Annotated in this window: 14 protein-coding genes; 3 read left to right on the forward strand and 11 right to left on the reverse strand. The window is 73.1% G+C overall.

Annotated elements, in window-relative coordinates; all coding sequences use genetic code 11:
• Positions 1–237 (forward strand): hypothetical protein (locus tag ACIA8N_RS35960; protein ID WP_365787043.1); only part of this gene is annotated, 237 nt, incomplete at its 5' end.
• Between the two features lie 195 nt (positions 238–432).
• On the opposite strand, the gene ACIA8N_RS35965 is transcribed toward ACIA8N_RS35960, so the two are convergent.
• On the reverse strand, positions 433–1,440 hold the full coding sequence (locus ACIA8N_RS35965; protein ID WP_365787045.1) for a stage II sporulation protein M: 1,008 nt from the start codon (positions 1,438–1,440) through the stop codon (positions 433–435).
• 118 nt (positions 1,441–1,558) lie between these two features.
• Here ACIA8N_RS35965 and ACIA8N_RS35970 point away from each other — a divergent pair, with 118 nt between their 5' ends.
• Complete coding sequence (locus tag ACIA8N_RS35970) at positions 1,559–2,527, forward strand: RDD family protein (protein ID WP_365787047.1); 969 nt, start codon at positions 1,559–1,561, stop codon at positions 2,525–2,527.
• 3 nt (positions 2,528–2,530) lie between these two features.
• Here the strand turns inward: ACIA8N_RS35970 and ACIA8N_RS35975 are convergent, their stop codons facing one another.
• From ACIA8N_RS35975 to ACIA8N_RS36010, 8 genes are all read right to left on the reverse strand, one after another.
• On the reverse strand, positions 2,531–3,145 hold the full coding sequence (locus ACIA8N_RS35975; protein WP_365787049.1) for a hypothetical protein: 615 nt from the start codon (positions 3,143–3,145) through the stop codon (positions 2,531–2,533).
• A 153-nt stretch (positions 3,146–3,298) separates the two neighbouring features.
• On the reverse strand, positions 3,299–4,753 hold the full coding sequence (ahcY, locus tag ACIA8N_RS35980) for an adenosylhomocysteinase (protein ID WP_030556303.1): 1,455 nt from the start codon (positions 4,751–4,753) through the stop codon (positions 3,299–3,301).
• A gap of 307 nt (positions 4,754–5,060) precedes the next feature.
• Positions 5,061–6,026, reverse strand: a complete 966-nt coding sequence (locus tag ACIA8N_RS35985; protein WP_365787051.1) for a cation diffusion facilitator family transporter — start codon at positions 6,024–6,026, stop codon at positions 5,061–5,063.
• 66 nt (positions 6,027–6,092) lie between these two features.
• Positions 6,093–7,244 carry a mannose-6-phosphate isomerase, class I gene (gene manA, locus ACIA8N_RS35990; RefSeq protein WP_365787053.1) on the reverse strand — a complete coding sequence of 384 codons (1,152 nt, stop codon included), beginning with the start codon at positions 7,242–7,244 and terminating at the stop codon, positions 6,093–6,095.
• Positions 7,245–7,458: 214 nt separating this feature from the next.
• Positions 7,459–8,607: an SIS domain-containing protein gene (locus ACIA8N_RS35995; protein WP_365787055.1), complete on the reverse strand. Its 1,149-nt coding sequence runs from the start codon at positions 8,605–8,607 to the stop codon at positions 7,459–7,461.
• Between the two features lie 641 nt (positions 8,608–9,248).
• A complete protein-coding gene (locus ACIA8N_RS36000) occupies positions 9,249–9,431 on the reverse strand; it encodes a Trm112 family protein (RefSeq protein WP_365787057.1) in 183 nt (60 codons plus the stop codon).
• Positions 9,432–9,530: 99 nt separating this feature from the next.
• Positions 9,531–10,895, reverse strand: a complete 1,365-nt coding sequence (locus tag ACIA8N_RS36005; RefSeq protein ID WP_365787059.1) for a phosphomannomutase/phosphoglucomutase — start codon at positions 10,893–10,895, stop codon at positions 9,531–9,533.
• Positions 10,896–11,012: 117 nt separating this feature from the next.
• A complete protein-coding gene (locus ACIA8N_RS36010; RefSeq protein WP_365787092.1) occupies positions 11,013–11,447 on the reverse strand; it encodes a DUF3499 domain-containing protein in 435 nt (144 codons plus the stop codon).
• A 298-nt stretch (positions 11,448–11,745) separates the two neighbouring features.
• Here ACIA8N_RS36010 and ACIA8N_RS36015 point away from each other — a divergent pair, with 298 nt between their 5' ends.
• Positions 11,746–12,201 carry a metallopeptidase family protein gene (locus ACIA8N_RS36015; protein ID WP_365787094.1) on the forward strand — a complete coding sequence of 152 codons (456 nt, stop codon included), beginning with the start codon at positions 11,746–11,748 and terminating at the stop codon, positions 12,199–12,201.
• A 38-nt stretch (positions 12,202–12,239) separates the two neighbouring features.
• Here the strand turns inward: ACIA8N_RS36015 and ACIA8N_RS36020 are convergent, their stop codons facing one another.
• Both ACIA8N_RS36020 and ACIA8N_RS36025 read right to left on the reverse strand, forming a co-directional pair.
• A complete protein-coding gene (locus ACIA8N_RS36020) occupies positions 12,240–13,778 on the reverse strand; it encodes a DUF5719 family protein (protein WP_365787061.1) in 1,539 nt (512 codons plus the stop codon).
• Positions 13,775–17,512, reverse strand: a complete 3,738-nt coding sequence (locus tag ACIA8N_RS36025; protein ID WP_365787063.1) for a glycosyltransferase family 2 protein — start codon at positions 17,510–17,512, stop codon at positions 13,775–13,777. Before ACIA8N_RS36025 ends, ACIA8N_RS36020 begins: the two co-directional genes overlap by 4 nt.
• Between the last annotated feature and the right edge of the window lie 122 nt (positions 17,513–17,634).

Genomic DNA, 17,634 nt, shown 5'->3' on the forward strand with positions numbered 1-17,634 from the left:
CTGGCGTTGATTTTTGGCACGCTGTTGAGTTCTCAAGGAACGGACGCTTCCTTCGTACTCACCCTCTCGGGCTTTCCTCCGGGCTTCCCTTCGGTCTTTCATTTTCCTGCGTTTCCGACTCTATCAGATCTCTCCGACCCGATTTCCTCGGTGCTTTCCGGTCCCTTTCGCTTTCGCTTGGGGGCCTTTCGGCGGTTCCGACTTTATCAGAATCATTTCGGCCGACCTAATCGGTGACTTCTGTGATTCGGATGGAATCGGAGTGACTCCGTGGAATCGAATTCCTGACCGGAGTGAGTGAGACTCTAGTTGGTCGCCACCGAACTGTCCAGTTCCCAGGCAACCGTTCAAATCTACCTCCCCACAGCAGCCGCGTCAACAGCTTTTGTGGGCACCGGAAGACACTAACAGGTTGGCGGGGTCGTACGCACATCAGGCGGCGGTGGGCAGCTCAGCGCTGCGGTCCTGCTCTTCGAGGTCCCCCTGGGCGCCGGCGCGGGAGGCTCGGCCGCCGAGGACGTAGACGTACGCCAGGAAGGCCAGCTCAGCGAGGATGCCGATGGTGATGCGGGCCCAGGTGGGCAGGCCGGACGGGGTGACGAAGCCTTCGATCAGGCCCGAGACGAAGAGGACCAGGGCAAGGCCGATGGCCATGCCGACGGCGGCCCGGCCCCGCTCCGCCAGGGCCGCGCGCCGGGTCGTGGGACCCGGGTCGATGACCGTCCAGCCGAGGCGGAGGCCGGTGCCGGCGGCCACGAAGACTGCGGTCAGTTCGAGCAAACCGTGGGGAAGGATCAGGCCCAGGAAGACGTCGAGGCGGCCGGCCGAGGACATCAGGCCGATGGCTACGCCGACGTTCAGCATGTTCAGGAAGAGGATCCAGAGCACCGGGATGCCGAGGAAGGCGCCCAGGACCAGACACATGGCGGCGGCCCGGGCGTTGTTCGTCCAGACCTGGGCGGCGAAGGAGGCCGCCGGGTGGCTGGAGTAGTACGTCTCGTACTGGCCGCCCGGGCGGGTCATCTCGCGGAGTTCGACGGGGGCGCCGATGGCGGCCTGCACCTCCGGGTGCGTACCGATCCACCAGCCGATGAGCACCGCGAGCAGGGTGGAGAGGACGGCCGTGGGGATCCACCAGTGACGTGAGCGGTAGACGGCTGCCGGGAATCCCGTGGTGAGGAAGCGGGCCGCGTCACGCCAGGAGGAGCGGCGGGTGCCGGTGACGGTGGCGCGGGCGCGGGCCACGAGCTGGGTGAGCCGGGCGGTCAGCATCGGGTCCGGGGCGCTGGACCGGACGATCGAGAGATGGGTGGCCGTGCGCTGGTACAGGGCGACGAGTTCGTCGGCCTCGGCGCCCGTGAGCTTGCCGCCCCGGCGCAGGAGGTGGTCGAGGCGTTCCCACTCGGCGCGGTGGGCGGTGACGTAGACGTCGAGGTCCATGATCGGCTGCTGCTCCAGGCATCGGCTGGGACGGGTCCGTACTGCTGCGGCGCGCTGCGGGTCAGCTTGGCAGACTGGCGTTCGGAGGGGTCGGGAAGGGCGGAGAAGGGTGGGTGCCGTGAGTGGGCTGGTGACGGGAGACGCCGTCGTACTGGAGTTGCAGCCCGCGCGGCTGCCGAGCCGGGCGTTGGCGGTGCTCATCGACCTCGTCGTGGTGGGGGCCGCGTATCTGCTGGTCGCGCTCGGGCTCGCGGTGGCCACCGCGTCCTTGGACGAGGCGGCCGTGATGGCCGTGTCCATCGCCTCCTTCCTGTTGATCCTGGTGGGGGCGCCGATCGCGGTGGAGACGCTGTCGCACGGGCGGTCGCTGGGGAAGATGGCCTGCGGCCTTCGCGTCGTTCGGGACGACGGGGGGCCCATCCGGTTCCGGCACGCGCTGGTGCGCGGGGCGATGGGGGTCGTGGAGATCCTGATGACCTTCGGGGTCGTCGCGTGTATCGCGTCGCTGGTGTCGGAGCGGGGGCGGCGGCTCGGGGACGTCTTCGCGGGGACCTTGGTCGTGCGGGAACGGATACCCGCGGCGCGGATGTCGGCCGTGCCTCCTCCTCCGCCGTGGCTGGTGGGGCGGTTCTCCGGGCTCGATCTCTCGGCGGTGCCCGACGCTCTGTGGCTGGAGGTACGGCAGTACCTGACGCGTGCGCGTGAGCTCGATCCCGCGGTGGGGCGGCGGCTCGCGGAGCGGCTGGCCGACGAGCTGGTGGCGCGGACCGGTACGCCTCCGCCGGCCGGGGTGCCCGCAGACGCCTACCTGGCGGGCGTGATGGCCGAGCGGCAGTCGCGGGAGGCGCGGAGGGCGTTCGTCTCGCACTCTGTGGCGGTCGGGGCGGTCGGGGCGGTCGGGGCGGTCGGGGCGGTCGGGGCGGTCGGGGCGGTCGGTACGACTGACGCGGCTGGCGCGGCTGGGGTGGGCGGGATGTCTGGTGTGGCTGGGGTTTCTGGGGTGCCGGGTGGTGTCGGGCCGGGGGGTTCTTCTCCAGCCGGTGCTGTGGCTCCTCCGCCCGCTACCGGGTTCGCTCCGCCCGCCTGAGCCTCAGGGGAAGACCGAGGGCGGCGTCTCCAGGGCTTCGAGTTCGATTCCGGGGGCCGCGAGGACCACGTCGCCGGCGATGTGGACGGTGTGCCGTTCGCCGGTGTCCAGGGCGCTGACCTGGTACTCGTCCACCATCAGGGGGCCGTTGTCAGTGGCGTGCGCTTCACTTTTCAGCAGGGCCCAGGACTGGTCGAGCGTGAGGGGGGCGAGAACCGGGTCCGTGAAGGCGACGAGCCGGACACGGGTCTCGGGGGAAGCGGGGGTGAGACGCAGGAGTCGCGTGAGCGCGACGAGGAACGCCGGGGACGTGCCGGTGAAGGCGTGGGCGCGCACGCTGCCTTCGGTGGCATGAGTTCCGGTGGGGTCCGTGCGGACCCAGGTGACGCCGTCGAGGGCCGCGCCGCGGACCTGCCAGCCGGCGGCGTGGAGTTCGAGGCGGATGGGGCGACCTAGTTCGTCGACGGCCAGGTCGACGGAGCCGCGGTGGTCGCCGGAGGGGGTGGCGATCTGCGAGACGTAGCGCCAGCCGGAGGGGCCGGGGGCGCAGTGGAAGTGTTCTTCACCGAGGGGGGTGTGGTCGTGCGGGTCATGGAGCGAATATCGGCCGCGGGGCATGGGTCGGTCCTCGGGAGGGGGCGCTTCCGGCAGGGCTGAGCGGGGGCGGGACGGGGCAGGCCCCCCGGCACGGGGGTGCGGGGGGCCTGCCTGATCCTCTACGGGTGTCCGGAGCGGCGCCACGTCAGTGCGCGGGCACCGCCGGCCGGGGCGTCAGTAGCGGTAGTGGTCCGGCTTGAACGGGCCCTCGACCTCGACGCCGATGTAGGCGGCCTGCTCGGGGCGGAGGGTCGTCAGCTTGACGCCGAGGGCGTCCAGGTGGAGGCGGGCGACCTTCTCGTCCAGGTGCTTCGGCAGGACGTAGACGTCGGTCGGGTACTCCTCCGGCTTCGTGAAGAGCTCGATCTGGGCCAGGGTCTGGTCCGCGAAGGAGTTCGACATGACGAAGGAGGGGTGGCCCGTCGCGTTGCCCAGGTTGAGGAGGCGGCCCTCGGACAGGACGATGAGGACCTTGCCGTCGGGGTAGGTCCAGGTGTGGACCTGCGGCTTGACCTCGTCCTTGACGATGCCCGGGGTGTTGGCGAGGCCGGCCATGTCGATCTCGTTGTCGAAGTGGCCGATGTTGCCGACGATGGCCTGGTGCTTCATCTTGGCCATGTCGGCGGCCATGATGATGTCCTTGTTGCCGGTCGTGGTGATGAAGATGTCGGCGGTCTCGACGACGTCCTGCAGGGTCGTGACCTGGTAGCCGTCCATCGCCGCCTGAAGCGCGCAGATCGGGTCGATCTCGGTGACGATGACGCGGGCGCCCTGGCCGCGGAGGGACTCGGCGCAGCCCTTGCCGACGTCGCCGTAGCCGCAGACGACGGCCGTCTTGCCGCCGATGAGGACGTCGGTGGCGCGGTTGATGCCGTCGATGAGGGAGTGGCGGCAGCCGTACTTGTTGTCGAACTTCGACTTCGTCACGGCGTCGTTCACGTTGATCGCCGGGAAGAGGAGCGTCCCGGCCTGGTGCATCTCGTACAGGCGGTGGACGCCGGTGGTGGTCTCCTCGGTCACGCCGCGGATCTCGGACGCCAGCTGGGTCCACTTCTGCGGGTTCTCGCCGAGGGTGCGGTTGAGGAGACGGAGGATGTAGCCGTACTCCTCGCTGTCCGCGGTGGACGGGTCCGGGGCGGAGCCGGCCTTCTCGAACTCGACGCCCTTGTGGACGAGGAGGGTGGCGTCACCACCGTCGTCGAGGATCATGTTCGGGCCGCCGGTGGGCGTGTTCGGCCAGGTGAGGGCCTGCTCGGTGCACCACCAGTACTCCTCCAGGGTCTCGCCCTTCCAGGCGAAGACCGGGACGCCCTGCGGGTTCTCAGGGGTGCCGTTCGGGCCGACGGCGATGGCCGCGGCGGCGTGGTCCTGGGTGGAGAAGATGTTGCAGGAGGCCCAGCGGACCTCGGCGCCGAGGGCGACCAGGGTCTCGATGAGGACGGCGGTCTGCACGGTCATGTGCAGCGAGCCGGTGACGCGGGCGCCGGCGAGCGGCTGGCGCTCGGCGTACTCGCGGCGGATCGACATCAGGCCGGGCATCTCGTGCTCGGCGAGGGTGATCTCCTTGCGGCCGAAGACGGCCAGGGAGAGGTCGGCGACCTTGAAGTCCTGGTGGGTGGCAGTCGTCATGACTGGGCTGCTCCTCGTGTGATCGAGTGCGAGGGTCGGTTGGGGCGCCGGGCGCCACGGAGGGTTCCTGGGCATACGAATGCCCGGGGTTCTCCACGGTGCCGTCGTCGGAGGCCCTCTCTCCCTCGGCCGGTCCGTACGGACCGCCCGACCGCCATCAGCAGCGACGTCTGGCTGGTCACGAATCTACACCGGACGGCCCGGCGGGCCACAGTCCGCATCGGGCGCCACGACGGTCTCGGCGGCCCCTGCGGACGCACGAGACCCCCGGAACCTCTGGGTCCCGGGGGTCTGGTGACGGCGAAGGTCAGTGACCCGTGCCGTCCGGGGTCTTGGCGGGATTCTGGCCGTTCGACGCGGCCGTCTCGCTGTAGATGTCGGGCTCCAGGTAGATGACCCGGGCGATCGGGACGGCGGCGCGGATGCGCTCCTCAGCGGCGTTGATGGCGTGCGCCACGTCGGCGGCCGAGTCGTCGTGGCGGACGGCGATCTTCGCCGCGACCAGGAGCTCCTCGGGGCCGAGGTGGAGCGTACGCATGTGGATGAGGCGGGTGACGCGGTCGCCGTCGACGACGGCGTCCTCGATCTTCTGGACGTCCTCGACGCCGGCGGACTCGCCGAGCAGCAGCGACTTGGTCTCGGCCGCGAGCACGATCGCGATGACGATGAGCAGGATGCCGATGCAGAGGGTGCCGATGCCGTCCCAGACGCCGTTGCCGGTCAGCAGGGCGAGGCCGACGCCGCCGAGGGCCAGGATCAGGCCGACGAGGGCGCCGAGGTCCTCCAGGAGGACGACGGGCAGCTCGGGGGCCTTGGCGCGGCGGACGAACTGGGTCCAGGTCAGCCCGCCGCGGATCGCGTTGGACTCCTTGATGGCCGTACGGAAGGAGAAGGTCTCGGCGATGATCGCGAAGACGAGGACGCCGACCGGCCAGTACCAGGCCTCGATCTCGTGCGGGTCGTGGATCTTCTCGTAACCCTCGTAGATGGCGAACATGCCACCGACGGAGAAGAGGACGATGGAGACGAGGAAGGCGTAGATGTACCGCTCGCGGCCGTAGCCGAAGGGGTGCTGGGGGGTGGCCTCGCGCTTGGCCTTCTTGCCGCCGAGGAGCAGCAGGCCCTGGTTGCCGGAGTCGGCGAGCGAGTGCACGCTCTCCGCGAGCATCGACGACGAACCACTGAAGAGGTACGCCACGAACTTGGCTACGGCGATCGCCAGGTTGGCGGCGAGTGCCGCCACGATCGCCTTGGTTCCGCCTGACGCGCTCATGGGTGTAAGTGGTCCCTTCGTCGGTGCACCGGCTCTGTCGCCGCGGTTCGGCCGGTCATTGTTGCATCAGGCCACGACGGTGGCGCGGAAGACCGTCCCCGTACCGGTCAGCTCGACCGGCTCGCCCGCCGGCACGAAGACGGATTCGCCTGCGGCGAGGGCCGCTTCGCCCGCCGTCGGGCTTCCTGCGACGGCCAGGAGGATCTGCGGCGTCGGGCTGGTCAGGTCGGTCGGGGCTGCGCCCTCGGGCCGTACGAACCGGGACAGGCGGAACTCGTCGATCGGGATGTCGTAGACCTCCTCGCCCGTCGGGGAGGCCTCGGGGCGCAGGACGCTCGGGTCGGTCGGCTCGAAGCGGACCACGCGCAGGAGTTCGGGGACGTCGATGTGCTTGGGGGTGAGTCCGCAGCGCAGCACGTTGTCGGAGTTGGCCATGATCTCGACCCCGAGGCCGTCCAGGTAGGCGTGGGGCACGCCCGCGCCCAGGTAGAGGGCCTCGCCGGGCTGCAGCCGGACCCGGTTGAGCAGCATCGCGGCGAGGACGCCGGGGTCGCCCGGGAAGTGGTGGGCGAGGTTCGCGTACGGGGCGTGGTCGCCGCCGAGACGGTCGGCGGCGACGGCCGCCTCCGCGACGGTGTGCGCGGTCTCCTCCGGGTCGGCGGTCAGCAGGGCCGTCAGGACCTCGCGGAGCGCGGCCTCTTCGGGGTGCGCGTGGAGCAGGTCGACGTACGGCTTGAGCGAGTCGACGCCGAGCGCGGCGATGGCGTCGGCGGCCTCGGTGGGGGCGCGGAAACCGCACAGTCCGTCGAAGGGGGTGAGGGCGCAGATCAGTTCGGGCTTGTGATTGGCGTCCTTGTACGTGCGGTGCGGGGCGTCGACCGGGATGCCGGCGGCCTCCTCGGCCGCGTAGCCAGCACGCGCCTGCGCCAGGTCGGGGTGGGCCTGGAGGGAGAGGGGAGCGCCGGCGGCGAGCACCTTCAGGAGGAACGGGAGGCGGGGTCCGAACTTCTCGACGGAGCGCTCACCCAGTTCGCGTACGGGATCGGCGTCGATCAGCTCGTGCAGCGAGCCGCGCGCGGTGAGGGAGGGGGCGCCGGGATGGGCGCCCATCCACATCTCGGCCTGGGGCTCGCCGGTCGGGGCGATGCCGAGCAGTTCCGGGATGGCCGTCGTGGATCCCCAGGCGTAGGGGCGGACGGTGTTGACGAGGCGGTCCATGGTGCCTGCCAGCTCCTCGGGGCGGTGACGGATGGTGAGGGGTGTCGGGAGACAGGTGACAGGGGGCGGGTGACGGGTGGGTGACGGGGTGGTGGACGGGCTGGTGGACGGGGGCTGTCCGTGGTGTGCGGGGGGGTGGGGTGCCCTGGTGGGATGTGAGGTCTGGGGCCCTTGGGGGACCCCCTTGGTGGGACCTCTTGCGGGGGGACCTTGCCTAGGGGGCGGGGCGGGCCGGGGTGGTCAGGGAGAGGTAGACGGCGGCGAAGTCGGTCACCGCGAGCAGCTCCGCAAGCGTCTCCAGGTCACCACCCTCCTCCGGTTCCAGCTCGCTGACGGCCGTCTCGTGGCTGAGGGCCAGCTCGCGGGCCGCGTGGGCGGCGGTGAGGCCGTCCGACGGACGGTCGCGGAGCAGGACCACCCTCGCCCGCAGGGCCTGCGGCTCGTCGACCCGGTCGCGGAAGAAGTCGTCCGGGTCGGCGCCGCCCGCGTAGTCGCCGGCGAGCAGCACACCGTGGGCGGGCAGGGCCTCCGGGAGCTCGGCGGCCAGGGCGGGCAGGCCGGCCAGCTCCGCGAGGACCGCCGCGAAACGGCGGCCCGCCGGGCCGGCGGCGGCGCCCTCCGTCCAGATCAGCGGCAGCGAGTCCGCGAGCTCGGCGGCGAGCGTCTTCGCCGGATTGCTGTACGTGGCGATGGCCGGGCCGCAGCGCTCGGCCGTACGGTCCAGCCGGTCGGCGACCTTCTCCAGGGTCTCCGGCGGGGCCTCCAGGAGACCCACCCGGTCGAGGAGCACGAGCAGCGGGGTGAACAGGGCCCACAGGGCGCCCGGGCTTGCCCCGATGTTCTCGGCGTACTCGTCGGGGGCCTCGTTCGGGGCGTCGGCCATCGGGACGAACAGGCCGCGGGAGCCGTTGACGGTCTCCGCGAGCGGCGAGGTCTTCGGGGCCACGGCGACGACGCTGATGCCGCGGCGGTACGCCTGCTCCGCGAGGAGGGCGAGGCCCGGTTCCGAGCCGTCCGTGGTCGGCAGCAGGAGGAGGTCCACCGAGCCGGCCCAGCCGGGCAGCGCCCAGCGCAGGGCGCCGGCGGCGGGGGCCACACCGGTCGGCTGGAGGCGTACGACCGGGGCGGAGGCGCCTGCCAGGGCGCCGATCAGGTCGGCGACGGCCGCGGCGGCGGTGCCGGGGCCCGCGACGAGCACGGCGCGGGGGCGGCCCTCGGGGCGGAGTTCCGAGACTCCGGCCTCGGCGGCGTGCCGGGCTGCCGTGCGTACCCGTGCGCCGGCCTCCGCCGCGCCGCGGAGGAGGCCGCGGCGGTCGGCCAGGGCGAGGTCGTCCGGGGCGTCGAGGAGGGTCTCGTCGAGCATGGGGCGGTGCCTCCGGTCGCGTCAGGTGGTGCGGGCCTGGTGGTGCGGGGCGGTTCTGTGCGGGCGGCGGTCGGGTGCGGGGTCTCGTGGTGCCCGGCCTTCGGCCGGGCTTGTCGGTTCCCATCCGCACCGCCCGTGCGGCTGGGAACGCAGAGGTGCGGGTCTTCCCGTGGAAGTGCTCGCCGTCGGCGGCGGACCCCCCGGGGGGAGGGGCGGGGAGGACTGTTGCGGGCGGAGGGCCGGGCGGGATCCGGGGGGTTGCGCACCGGCTTCGGCGGCCTGGGTCGCCTCCCGGTCGCCCGTGCCTTCGGAGCGATCCCGTGCTGCCGCCGGTTGGCCATGGCTGGGGCCGGGTGGCCTGCTGCCGCCGGGTGCCCGGGCCTTCGGCCGGGTGACCCGCTGCCGCCAGACGCCCCTGCCCTTCGGGCCGGGTGGCCTGCCGGCGCTGGGTGGTGCCGGTGACCGGGTGGCCCTGCCTCTGGCCGGGTGTCCTGCTGCCCGCGGGGGCCCGCGCTTCCGGCCGGTACCCGGCCGGCGCCGGATCCCCGTGCCTTTCGCCGGGTGGCCTGCTGCCGGCGGTTGGCCGTGCCCTGGGCCAGCTGGGGCTGGTGTCCCTGGTTGGCCGTGCCCCGGTTCCGGGGTCAGGACGGGCGGCGGGCCTCGTCTGTCAGGAGGACCGGGATGTTGTCGCGGACCGGGTAGGCGAGGCCGCAGTCCTGGCTGGTGCAGATCAGTTCGGGGGTTTCGTCCGCCGTGCGGTCGTTCAGCGGAGCGTGGCACGCGGGGCAGGCCAGGATCTCCAGGAGGCCGGCTTCGAGCGGCATGGGGTGTCCCTTCGAACAGACGGTGGTGGTGCCCCTTCGGGCCAGGTCAGCCTACCGCCGGGGAACGGGGGGCGCCCCGTTCCCCGGCGGTCGGCCCGGTCAGTCCGTCGCGCGGACGAGGGCGAGGACCTCGTCGCGGATCTTGGCCATGGTGGTCTCGTCGCGGGCCTCGACGTTCAGGCGGAGCAGCGGCTCGGTGTTGGAGGCGCGCAGGTTGAACCACCAGTCCGCCGCCGTAACCGTCAGGCCGTCGAGCTCGTCGAGCGTGACGTCCCCGCCCTCGTACGCCGAGCGCACCTTCGCCGCGCTGGCGGCCTGGTCCGCGACCGTGGAGTTGATCTCGCCCGAGGACGCGTAGCGGTCGTACGCCGAGACCAGGTCGGACAGGGAGCCCTCCTGGCCGCCGAGGGCCGCCAGGACGTGGAGCGCGGCGAGCATGCCCGTGTCCGCGTTCCAGAAGTCCTTGAAGTAGTAGTGCGCCGAGTGCTCGCCGCCGAAGATGGCGCCGGTCTTCGCCATCTCCTCCTTGATGAAGGAGTGGCCGACGCGGGTGCGGACGGGCTCGCCGCCGTTCTCGCGGACGACCTCCGGCACCGACCAGGAGGTGATCAGGTTGTGGATGATCGTTCCGCCGGGGTGCTTGGCGAGCTCCCGGGCGGCCACCAGGGCCGTGATCGCCGACGGGGAGACCGGCTCGCCGCGCTCGTCCACCACGAAACAGCGGTCCGCGTCGCCGTCGAAGGCGAGGCCGAGGTGGGCGCCCTCCGCGAGGACCCGGGCCTGGAGGTCGACGATGTTCTTCGGGTCGAGCGGGTTCGCCTCGTGGTTCGGGAACGTGCCGTCCAGCTCGAAGTACATCGGGACGACGTCCAGCGGCAGGCCGTCGAAGACGGTGGGGACCGTGTGGCCTCCCATGCCGTTGCCCGCGTCCACGACCACCTTGAGGGGGCGGATCGCCGTGAGGTCGACCAGGGCCTTCAGGTACGCGGCGTAGTCCGCCAGGGTGTCCTGCTCGGTGATCGTGCCCGGGGTCGCCGCCGCTTCCGGCGCGCCCGTCTCCGACCACTGCTCGGCCAGCTCGCGGATCTCCGCCAGGCCGGTGTCCTGGCCCACGGGGGCGGCGCCGGCGCGGCACATCTTGATGCCGTTGTACTGGGCCGGGTTGTGCGAGGCGGTGAACATGGCGCCGGGCAGACCGAGGTTGCCGGACGCGAAGTACAGCTGATCGGTGGAGCAGAGCCCGATCAGGGTGACGTCGGCGCCGAGGCGGGCCGCGCCGCGCGCGAAGGCGTCCGCCAGGCCGGGCGACGAGGGGCGCATGTCGTGTCCGATGACGATCGCGTCGGCGGCCGTCACCCGGACGAAGGCGGCGCCGAAGAGTTCGGCGAGGTCCTCGTCCCACTGGTCGGGCACCACTCCGCGGACGTCGTACGCCTTCACGATCTGCGACAGATCGGCAGTCACGGATCCACCCTCCTGAGTTCTCGGCACGCGTGTGCGGCGCGTGTGTCGGAACGCCAAAACTACCCGGAGGGGGGACGCGCACACGCGGACGGTGGCCGGTTGCGGCCCCGCGTCGGCTCAGTTGTCGGGAGAGCGGAGAACTCGGAGGTGCCCTCTGCGGCCGACCTCCATGGGGTCGCCGCCGCGGCCTCCGCCGCCCTTGGCGCCGCCGCCGGGAGCGCGGTCGTGGGGGCGGGCCGCCTCCCGAACCGCGTTGGCCAGGGCTTCGAGGTCGTCGCCGCTGGGACGGGACGGGGCGGAACCGTCGGTGAGCCGCACGACCTCCCACCCGCGTGGGGCGGTCAGGCGCTCGCTGTGCTCGGCGCACAGGTCGTAGCAGTGGGGCTCGGCGTAGGTGGCGAGCGGGCCGAGGACCGCAGTCGAGTCGGCATAGACGTACGTCAGTGTCGCGACGGCAGGGCGGCCGCACGCGGTGCGCGAACAGCGACGTACAGGGCTCACGACGTTGGACGGTACCGCACTCTTGAGCGGGCCGCGACGACTCTCCCTCAGGTCACTCCACCGTGTCGCGCTGTGACCTCCGCCACGCCCCCGTCGAGGGTGGTCGCCGTGACCTGCGCGGGAGGGGGCGCAAGGGTGCGGCGGCGGGAGTCGATCCGGACAGTCGGGGGTACGGATCCGGTCAACCACGGCCAGATGGCCGATCGGGACGGCCGTCGGATCGAGCGGGTGGTTGGCCGGAATGTTCAGGTTTCGACGCGGGGTGTGGTGGCGGGATCGCAGCGGCGGAAAGGGCGGCGGGGATGCTCCACGGTGCGCGGGGACCGATGAGGGTTACGCTGCGTCAGTGATGGACAGTCCTGTGCCGCCGAGCCCCCCGCACCGTTCCACGGAGCCCCCTGCGGAGCCCCGGGTGCGCCGCCGCGACCGGCACGGCCGCGGGATGCGGGGCCCGGTCGCCCCGCCGCAGGTGCCGCTCTCCGCGAGCCGGGCCGACACCTTCCGCGATCTGGTCCTCGACTCCGTGGAGCGCCTGGAGCGGCGCTGGCCGCAGCTCGCGGACGTCGAGTTCATGGTGATGGAGGTGCCGCCGTCGGTGCCGGGCGAGACGGTGCCGCTGGGCGGCTCGGCGCCCGCCGACAAGAACGAGCCGGCCCGGGTGGTCGTCTACCGGCGTCCCGTCGAGATCCGGTCGAAGAGCCGGGACGAGCGGGCGCTCCTGGTCCACGAGGTGGTCGTGGAGCAGGTCGCGGAACTCCTCGGGCTCTCCCCCGACTCGGTCGACCCCCGTTACGGGCAGGACTGACCCCGCGGGGTGACCCGCCCCCCGTGGCGGGGCGCCGGTCAGTCCAGTACGCCGAGGTCCTGGTGGGCCGTCGGGACCTCGACCGTTCCGCGGTCGTCGACGAAGGTCTGGATGGTGAACATCGGGGTGCCGTCCTGGGGCAGCGCGAGGGTCCGTGACGCGTACACCGGGCCGCCCGAGACCGGTTCGACGGTCAGCGCGTAGGAGCCCTTGAGGCCCCCGGGGACCAGGTCGGTGAGGACCGAGGTGGTGCCCTCCTTGACGGTGACCGTCTTCGACACCGGCGTCCCCCCGCCGGAACCGGCCGAGGCCGTGACCTTGACCTGCGCGGCGGCGCCCGGGGCCGTGAGGGAGAGCGTCGTGCCCTTGGCCCGGTTGTCGGCGACCGTCGCCCGGGCGGAGATCGCCGCGGTCCCCGGCACGAAGGCGACCTCGGTGTCCGCGCCCTTGCCGCGGACCACCCGGAGGGCGGCAACGAACGGGGTGGCCTTCTTCGGGTCGCTCGGCGTGAGCAGCAGGGAGCCCACCGCGCCGCGGGTGAGGTCGGGCAGGTCGAGGGAGGCCGTCATCCCGGACTTCACGTGCAGGGATCCCGCGCCCGCCGGGACGATCGTGCCGGACGGGGTGACCAGCTGGACCTTGAGGTCGGCGTCGTCGTCGCCGGGGACGAAGGCCACGAGCCGTACGGAGGTGGCGTCGGCCGGGATGCCGGGGAGCACCGCGCTGTTCGCGGGGTCGGCCGAGGCCGCGATCCAGTCGACGCCGAGCTTGTCGTCGGCGGCGCCGATGGCGGCGCCGACCCGTCCGCTGCGGGTGGTGACGTGGACGGCGACGTCCTCCTTGGCGGCCTCGCCGGTCAGGGTGGAGAGGAGGACGGGGACCGTGGAGCGGGGAGGGACCGAGACGCCTTCGGTGTACTGGGACTTGAGGGCGCCCTCGGGGCCGTACAGCTCGATGTCGGCGACTGCGGCCGTGTCGTCCGGGTTGGTGAGGTGGACGTAGTCCTGGCGGCCCTTCGCGGTCGAGGCCGCGGGGAACCAGAAGTCGGTGTCGGGGGCGCCGCAGCCGAGGCCGAGGAGGCCGCGTGCCGCGCCCGCCGGGACGACGGTGGTCTGCTGGACGGTCCAGCCGGGGGCGAGGGTGCCGGTCGCCGTGCCGGCGAGGGCGGGAGCGGCGGCGCCGTTCGCCTCGGCGGTGACGGGCTTGCCGGGGGCGGTGACGGTGGCCGGGGCCTTGGCGGGCTTGGGCTTCTTGCCGTTCTTGGCGGTGCCGCCCGCGGTCGTCGTGCTCGCGGCGGGCCGGAGCTCGGCGGTGGGCTGCCCGGCCTTGTCCTGGTCCGGGGTGCTCTTCGCCGTGCCCGTACCGCTGCTCGGAGGGGTGTACGAGGTGTAGAGGGTTTCGGCCACCTCGGAGGTGCTGGGTACCGGGCAGACGACACCGACGCGGTCGACGGGGAGGCGGGTGGCGGCCTTGGGCTCGGGGGCGGCGGCGCCGTCGGGGGCGGTGAGGGACGCCAGGCCGGTGACGGCGGCGAGTGCCGTGGCGACCGCGATCAGGGAGAGGGTCGTGCGCTTCACTGGTTGCTGCTCCCGTCGGGACGCTGCTCGGTCTCGTGGCCCTGGGGCTGCCCGTAGCCGTAGGGGTCGTACTGCTGGGCGTCGTACTGCTGTGGGGCGTCGTACTGCTGACCGTCGTACTGCTGCGGGGCGTACTGCTGATTCGGGTCGTAACCCTGTTCGGCGTACGGCTGCTGCTGGTCGTACTGCTGCGCCTGGTCGTACTGCGGCTGCTGGTCGAACTGCTGCGGCTGCTGCTGGTCGTAGCCCTGCTGGGGGTACGCGTACGGCTGCTGCTGGTACATGTCGGCCGCGTACTCCTGGTAGTAGCCCTGCTCGCCGTACGCCTGGGGCTGCTCCTGGCTCTGGTCCTGGGTTTGGGCGTAGGCCGGGTCGTAGCCGCCGTCCCACTCCTGGGGCTCGTACGTCTGCTGCTCCGGGATCGGGGCCGGTTCGGGCTCCTCCGCGGATCCCGTCCCGACGGCGTCCGCTTCGGCGGCGGCGCGCAGGCGGCGGGCCCGGCGGCCGTCGCCGTCGGTCGCCTGGGCGGGGATCGCGAGCTCCTCCTCGGGAAGGTCGTCGTCGATCTCGCGGCGCCGTCCGGGCAGGGCGAGGACCAGCAGGACGACGGCGAGGCCGACCTGGGTCCAGATCCACACGGTGTGGGTGAGCGGCTGGTCGTACGTGAGGTCGAGGCGGCCGCCCTGGGTGGGCAGTTCGAAGCCCTGGGCCCAGCCGTCGACGGTGGTGGGTGTCAGTTCCCGGCCGTCGAGGGTGGCGGTCCAGCCCTCGTCGGCGCGGTCGGCGAGGCGCAGGACGCGGCCCGTGGGGCCGGCCGGGATCGCGGTGTGCGCCTCGACGGGGCCCGCGGCGACGGCGACCGGCTTGGCGGTCTCCGGCTTGGCCGCCTCGGCCTCGGCCTCGGTCTTCGTCGCGGGCGGGACGATCATGACGCGGGCGATCTCGCGGTCCACGCGCCAGAGCGCGCTGCCGTCGAGCTGGCTGAGGCGGCTGAGGCCCGGGGTGGAGTCGAGGACGCGGTTCATCTGGCGCGGCGCCCCGTCCCGTACGAGGACGTAGCGGATCGCGTAGCCGCTGAGCTGCTGGGTCTGGTCGGCGCCCGAGCCGGCGACCAGGTGGGCGACGACGTCGTCGAGGCGGGGGTCGCCCTCGGCGGCGGCGGTGAGTTCGGCGTCGCCGAGGCGGGCGCCGGAGCCGCGGACCAGGGTGTAGGCGACCTCGCCGGGCGAGCCGCCGGCGAGGACGAGGGTGCGGGGCTGGTCGCGGGTGCCGCTCTCCTCGGCCACGAAGGCCGGGACCTGGACCGGGTCGCGCCGGGTCAGTGGTCCGTCGGCGCCGCCGATCATCCAGCCGGCGGCGGCGACGGCGGGGCCGAGGGCGCAGGCGAGGGCGATCAGGGCGGCGACGGGCTGGCGCCAGCCGAAGCCGTGGGCGGCGACGCGGGTGCGGCCGCCTTCGGCGCCGATCATGCCGGCGGCGATGAGGGCGGCGCCGTAGACGAGGGTGGCGGGTCCGGCCCAGCCGGTGCCGCCCGCGCCGTTGGAGACGACGGCGAGGACGAGGCCCGCGAGGGCGGCGGCCCAGGCGGTACGGGCGGCGAGCTGCCGCTCCTCGCGCAGGAGGCCGGTGAGGGCGGCGAGGACGAGGCCGGCCAGGATCAGGCCGCCGGTGGTGCCGGGGCCGCCCGGGCTGGTGCCGAGCAGGTCGAGCGCGGTGGCGGTGCCCGTACGGATGTCGAGGCCGGCCTCGCGCAGGAAGGCGGCGGGGTCGGTCAGGAGGGTGAGCGACCAGGGCGCGAGGACGAGGATCGGGGTGCCGACGGCGGCCAGGAAGCGCAGCCCGTACGCGGTGATGTCGGAGCGGCGTACGACGAGCACACAGAGGCCGAGGACGACGGCGAGCGGCCAGACGACCGGGGTGAACGCGGTCGCGAAGGTGAGCAGGAAGGTGTACGCCCAGGTGGCGCGCCAGCTGCCCCGGTCGGGCCGGGTGAAGCCGTGGGCGGAGACGGCGGCGCGGGCCATGAGCGGGAGCAGGACCGCGAGGACGGCGGTGCCGAGCCGGCCGGTGGCGAGGGCCCCGGTGACGGCGGGCAGGAAGGCGTACGCGATGGCGCCCCAGGCGCGGAGCAGCCGGGACTCGACGATGCCGCGGGCGGCGAAGTAGGCGGTGAAGCCGGCGAGCGGGACCGAGCAGACGAGCAGCAGGGTCAGCGCCGTGGAGGTGGAGCCGAGGAAGAGCGCGGAGAGCGCGGCCAGGACGGCGAGGTAGGGCGGGGCGGTCTGGGTGCCGCCGGTGCCGAGGGCGTGCCAGGTGTCGGCGTACCGCGACCAGAGTCCGGAGACGGTGTCGGGGGCGGGCAGCAGGGTGCCGCCCGCGAGGGAGCCGCCGGTGAAGAGGTTGCGGCAGGCGACGAGGGAGACGAGGAGGAGCAGGCCGAAGAGGACGGGGCCCGGTTTGCGGGCGATCTTCTTGAGCCGGGCGAACTGCTCGATCTCCAGGTAGTCGGCGTCGTCGCCGCCGGGGCCCGACTCGACGACGCCGTGTCGGGAGCCGCCGGAGTCGGCCTCGGAGCCGCCGAAGTTGGCGGTGGCCTGTTCGACGGCGGCGCGGACGGTGGCGCCGGGCGGCGGGAAGAGCGCCCGGAGTTCGCTCGCGGCGACGGCGGGGTTCTTGCGCCGCTTGCGGGCCGCGAGGATCTTCTCGGGGCGCAGCAGGGTGGCGAGGAGGCCCATGACCTCGTCGACGGCCTGCCCGGGGACCTTGCCGACGAGGTAGGCGAGGGTGCGGAGCACCGTGCTGAGGACGAGCCGCAGGAAGACGTACGGGAGGGCGGCGCCCCGGGTGTTGGCGAGGAGGGTGTAGACGGCGCCGGCCTTGTCGACGCGGTGCGGGTTGGCGGCGGTGCGGCCCGCGCAGTCGACGGTGCGGCGCTCGCGGGCGGAGGCCTCGGCGTGCCGGAGGACGGCGTCGGGGGCGATGAGGACGTGGTGTCCGGCGGAGTGGGCGCGCCAGCACAGGTCGACGTCGTCGCGCATGAGGGGCAGGCGGCGGTCGAAGCCGCCGAGTTCCTCGAAGACGTCGCGCCGGACGAGCATGCCGGCGGTGGAGACGGAGAGGACGGAGCGGACCTGGTCGTGCTGGCCCTGGTCCTGCTCGCGGCGGTCGAGTCCGGTCCAGCGGCGGCCGCTGCGGGCGATGGAGACGCCGGTCTCCAGGAGCTGCTTCCTGTCGTACCAGCCGCGCAGCTTGGGGCCGACGACGGCGGCGTACGCGTCGGAGTCGGCGACGCGCAGGAGTTCGGCGAGGGCGCCGGGCTCGGGGGCGCAGTCGTCGTGGAGGAGCCAGAGCCACTGGACCGGTTCGCCGTGCGGCAGGTCGGGGAGGTCGTAGGCGTCGTCGTTCCAGGTCCGGCTGACGGGGTCCCAGCCGCTGGGGCGCTTCAGGTAGGGCAGGTCGTCGGGTCCGAGTACGGGCGCGGTGCGGGCGGCCTCCTCGACCGCGGCACCGAAGCCGGTGCGGCGGGCGAGGTGCAGGACGCGGTCGGCGCCGACGGCGTCGGCGAGGAGCTGCGCCGATTCGTCGGCGCTGCCGGTGTCGGCCCCGACCACGTTCTGCACGGGGCGTTCCTGGGCGAGCAGCCCGGCGAGGGCGTCCGGCAGCCAGCGGGCGCCGTCGTGGGTGACGAGCACGGCGGTGACGACGTGTCGCGGAAACTCAGGAGTTGAGGACATCGAGCTACGGGCCCTCCGGCCGGGGGTCGCCCGCGGGGGGCGTGGGGTGCGTCTCGGACGGAGGCCCACACTAACGGCTGCACGCGGAGCGGTCGGCCCCTGTGGACAGAGCCCTGTGGACA

It is taken from the genome of Streptomyces sp. NPDC051822, from assembly GCF_044452745.1.
GTDB lineage: Bacteria > Actinomycetota > Actinomycetes > Streptomycetales > Streptomycetaceae > Streptomyces.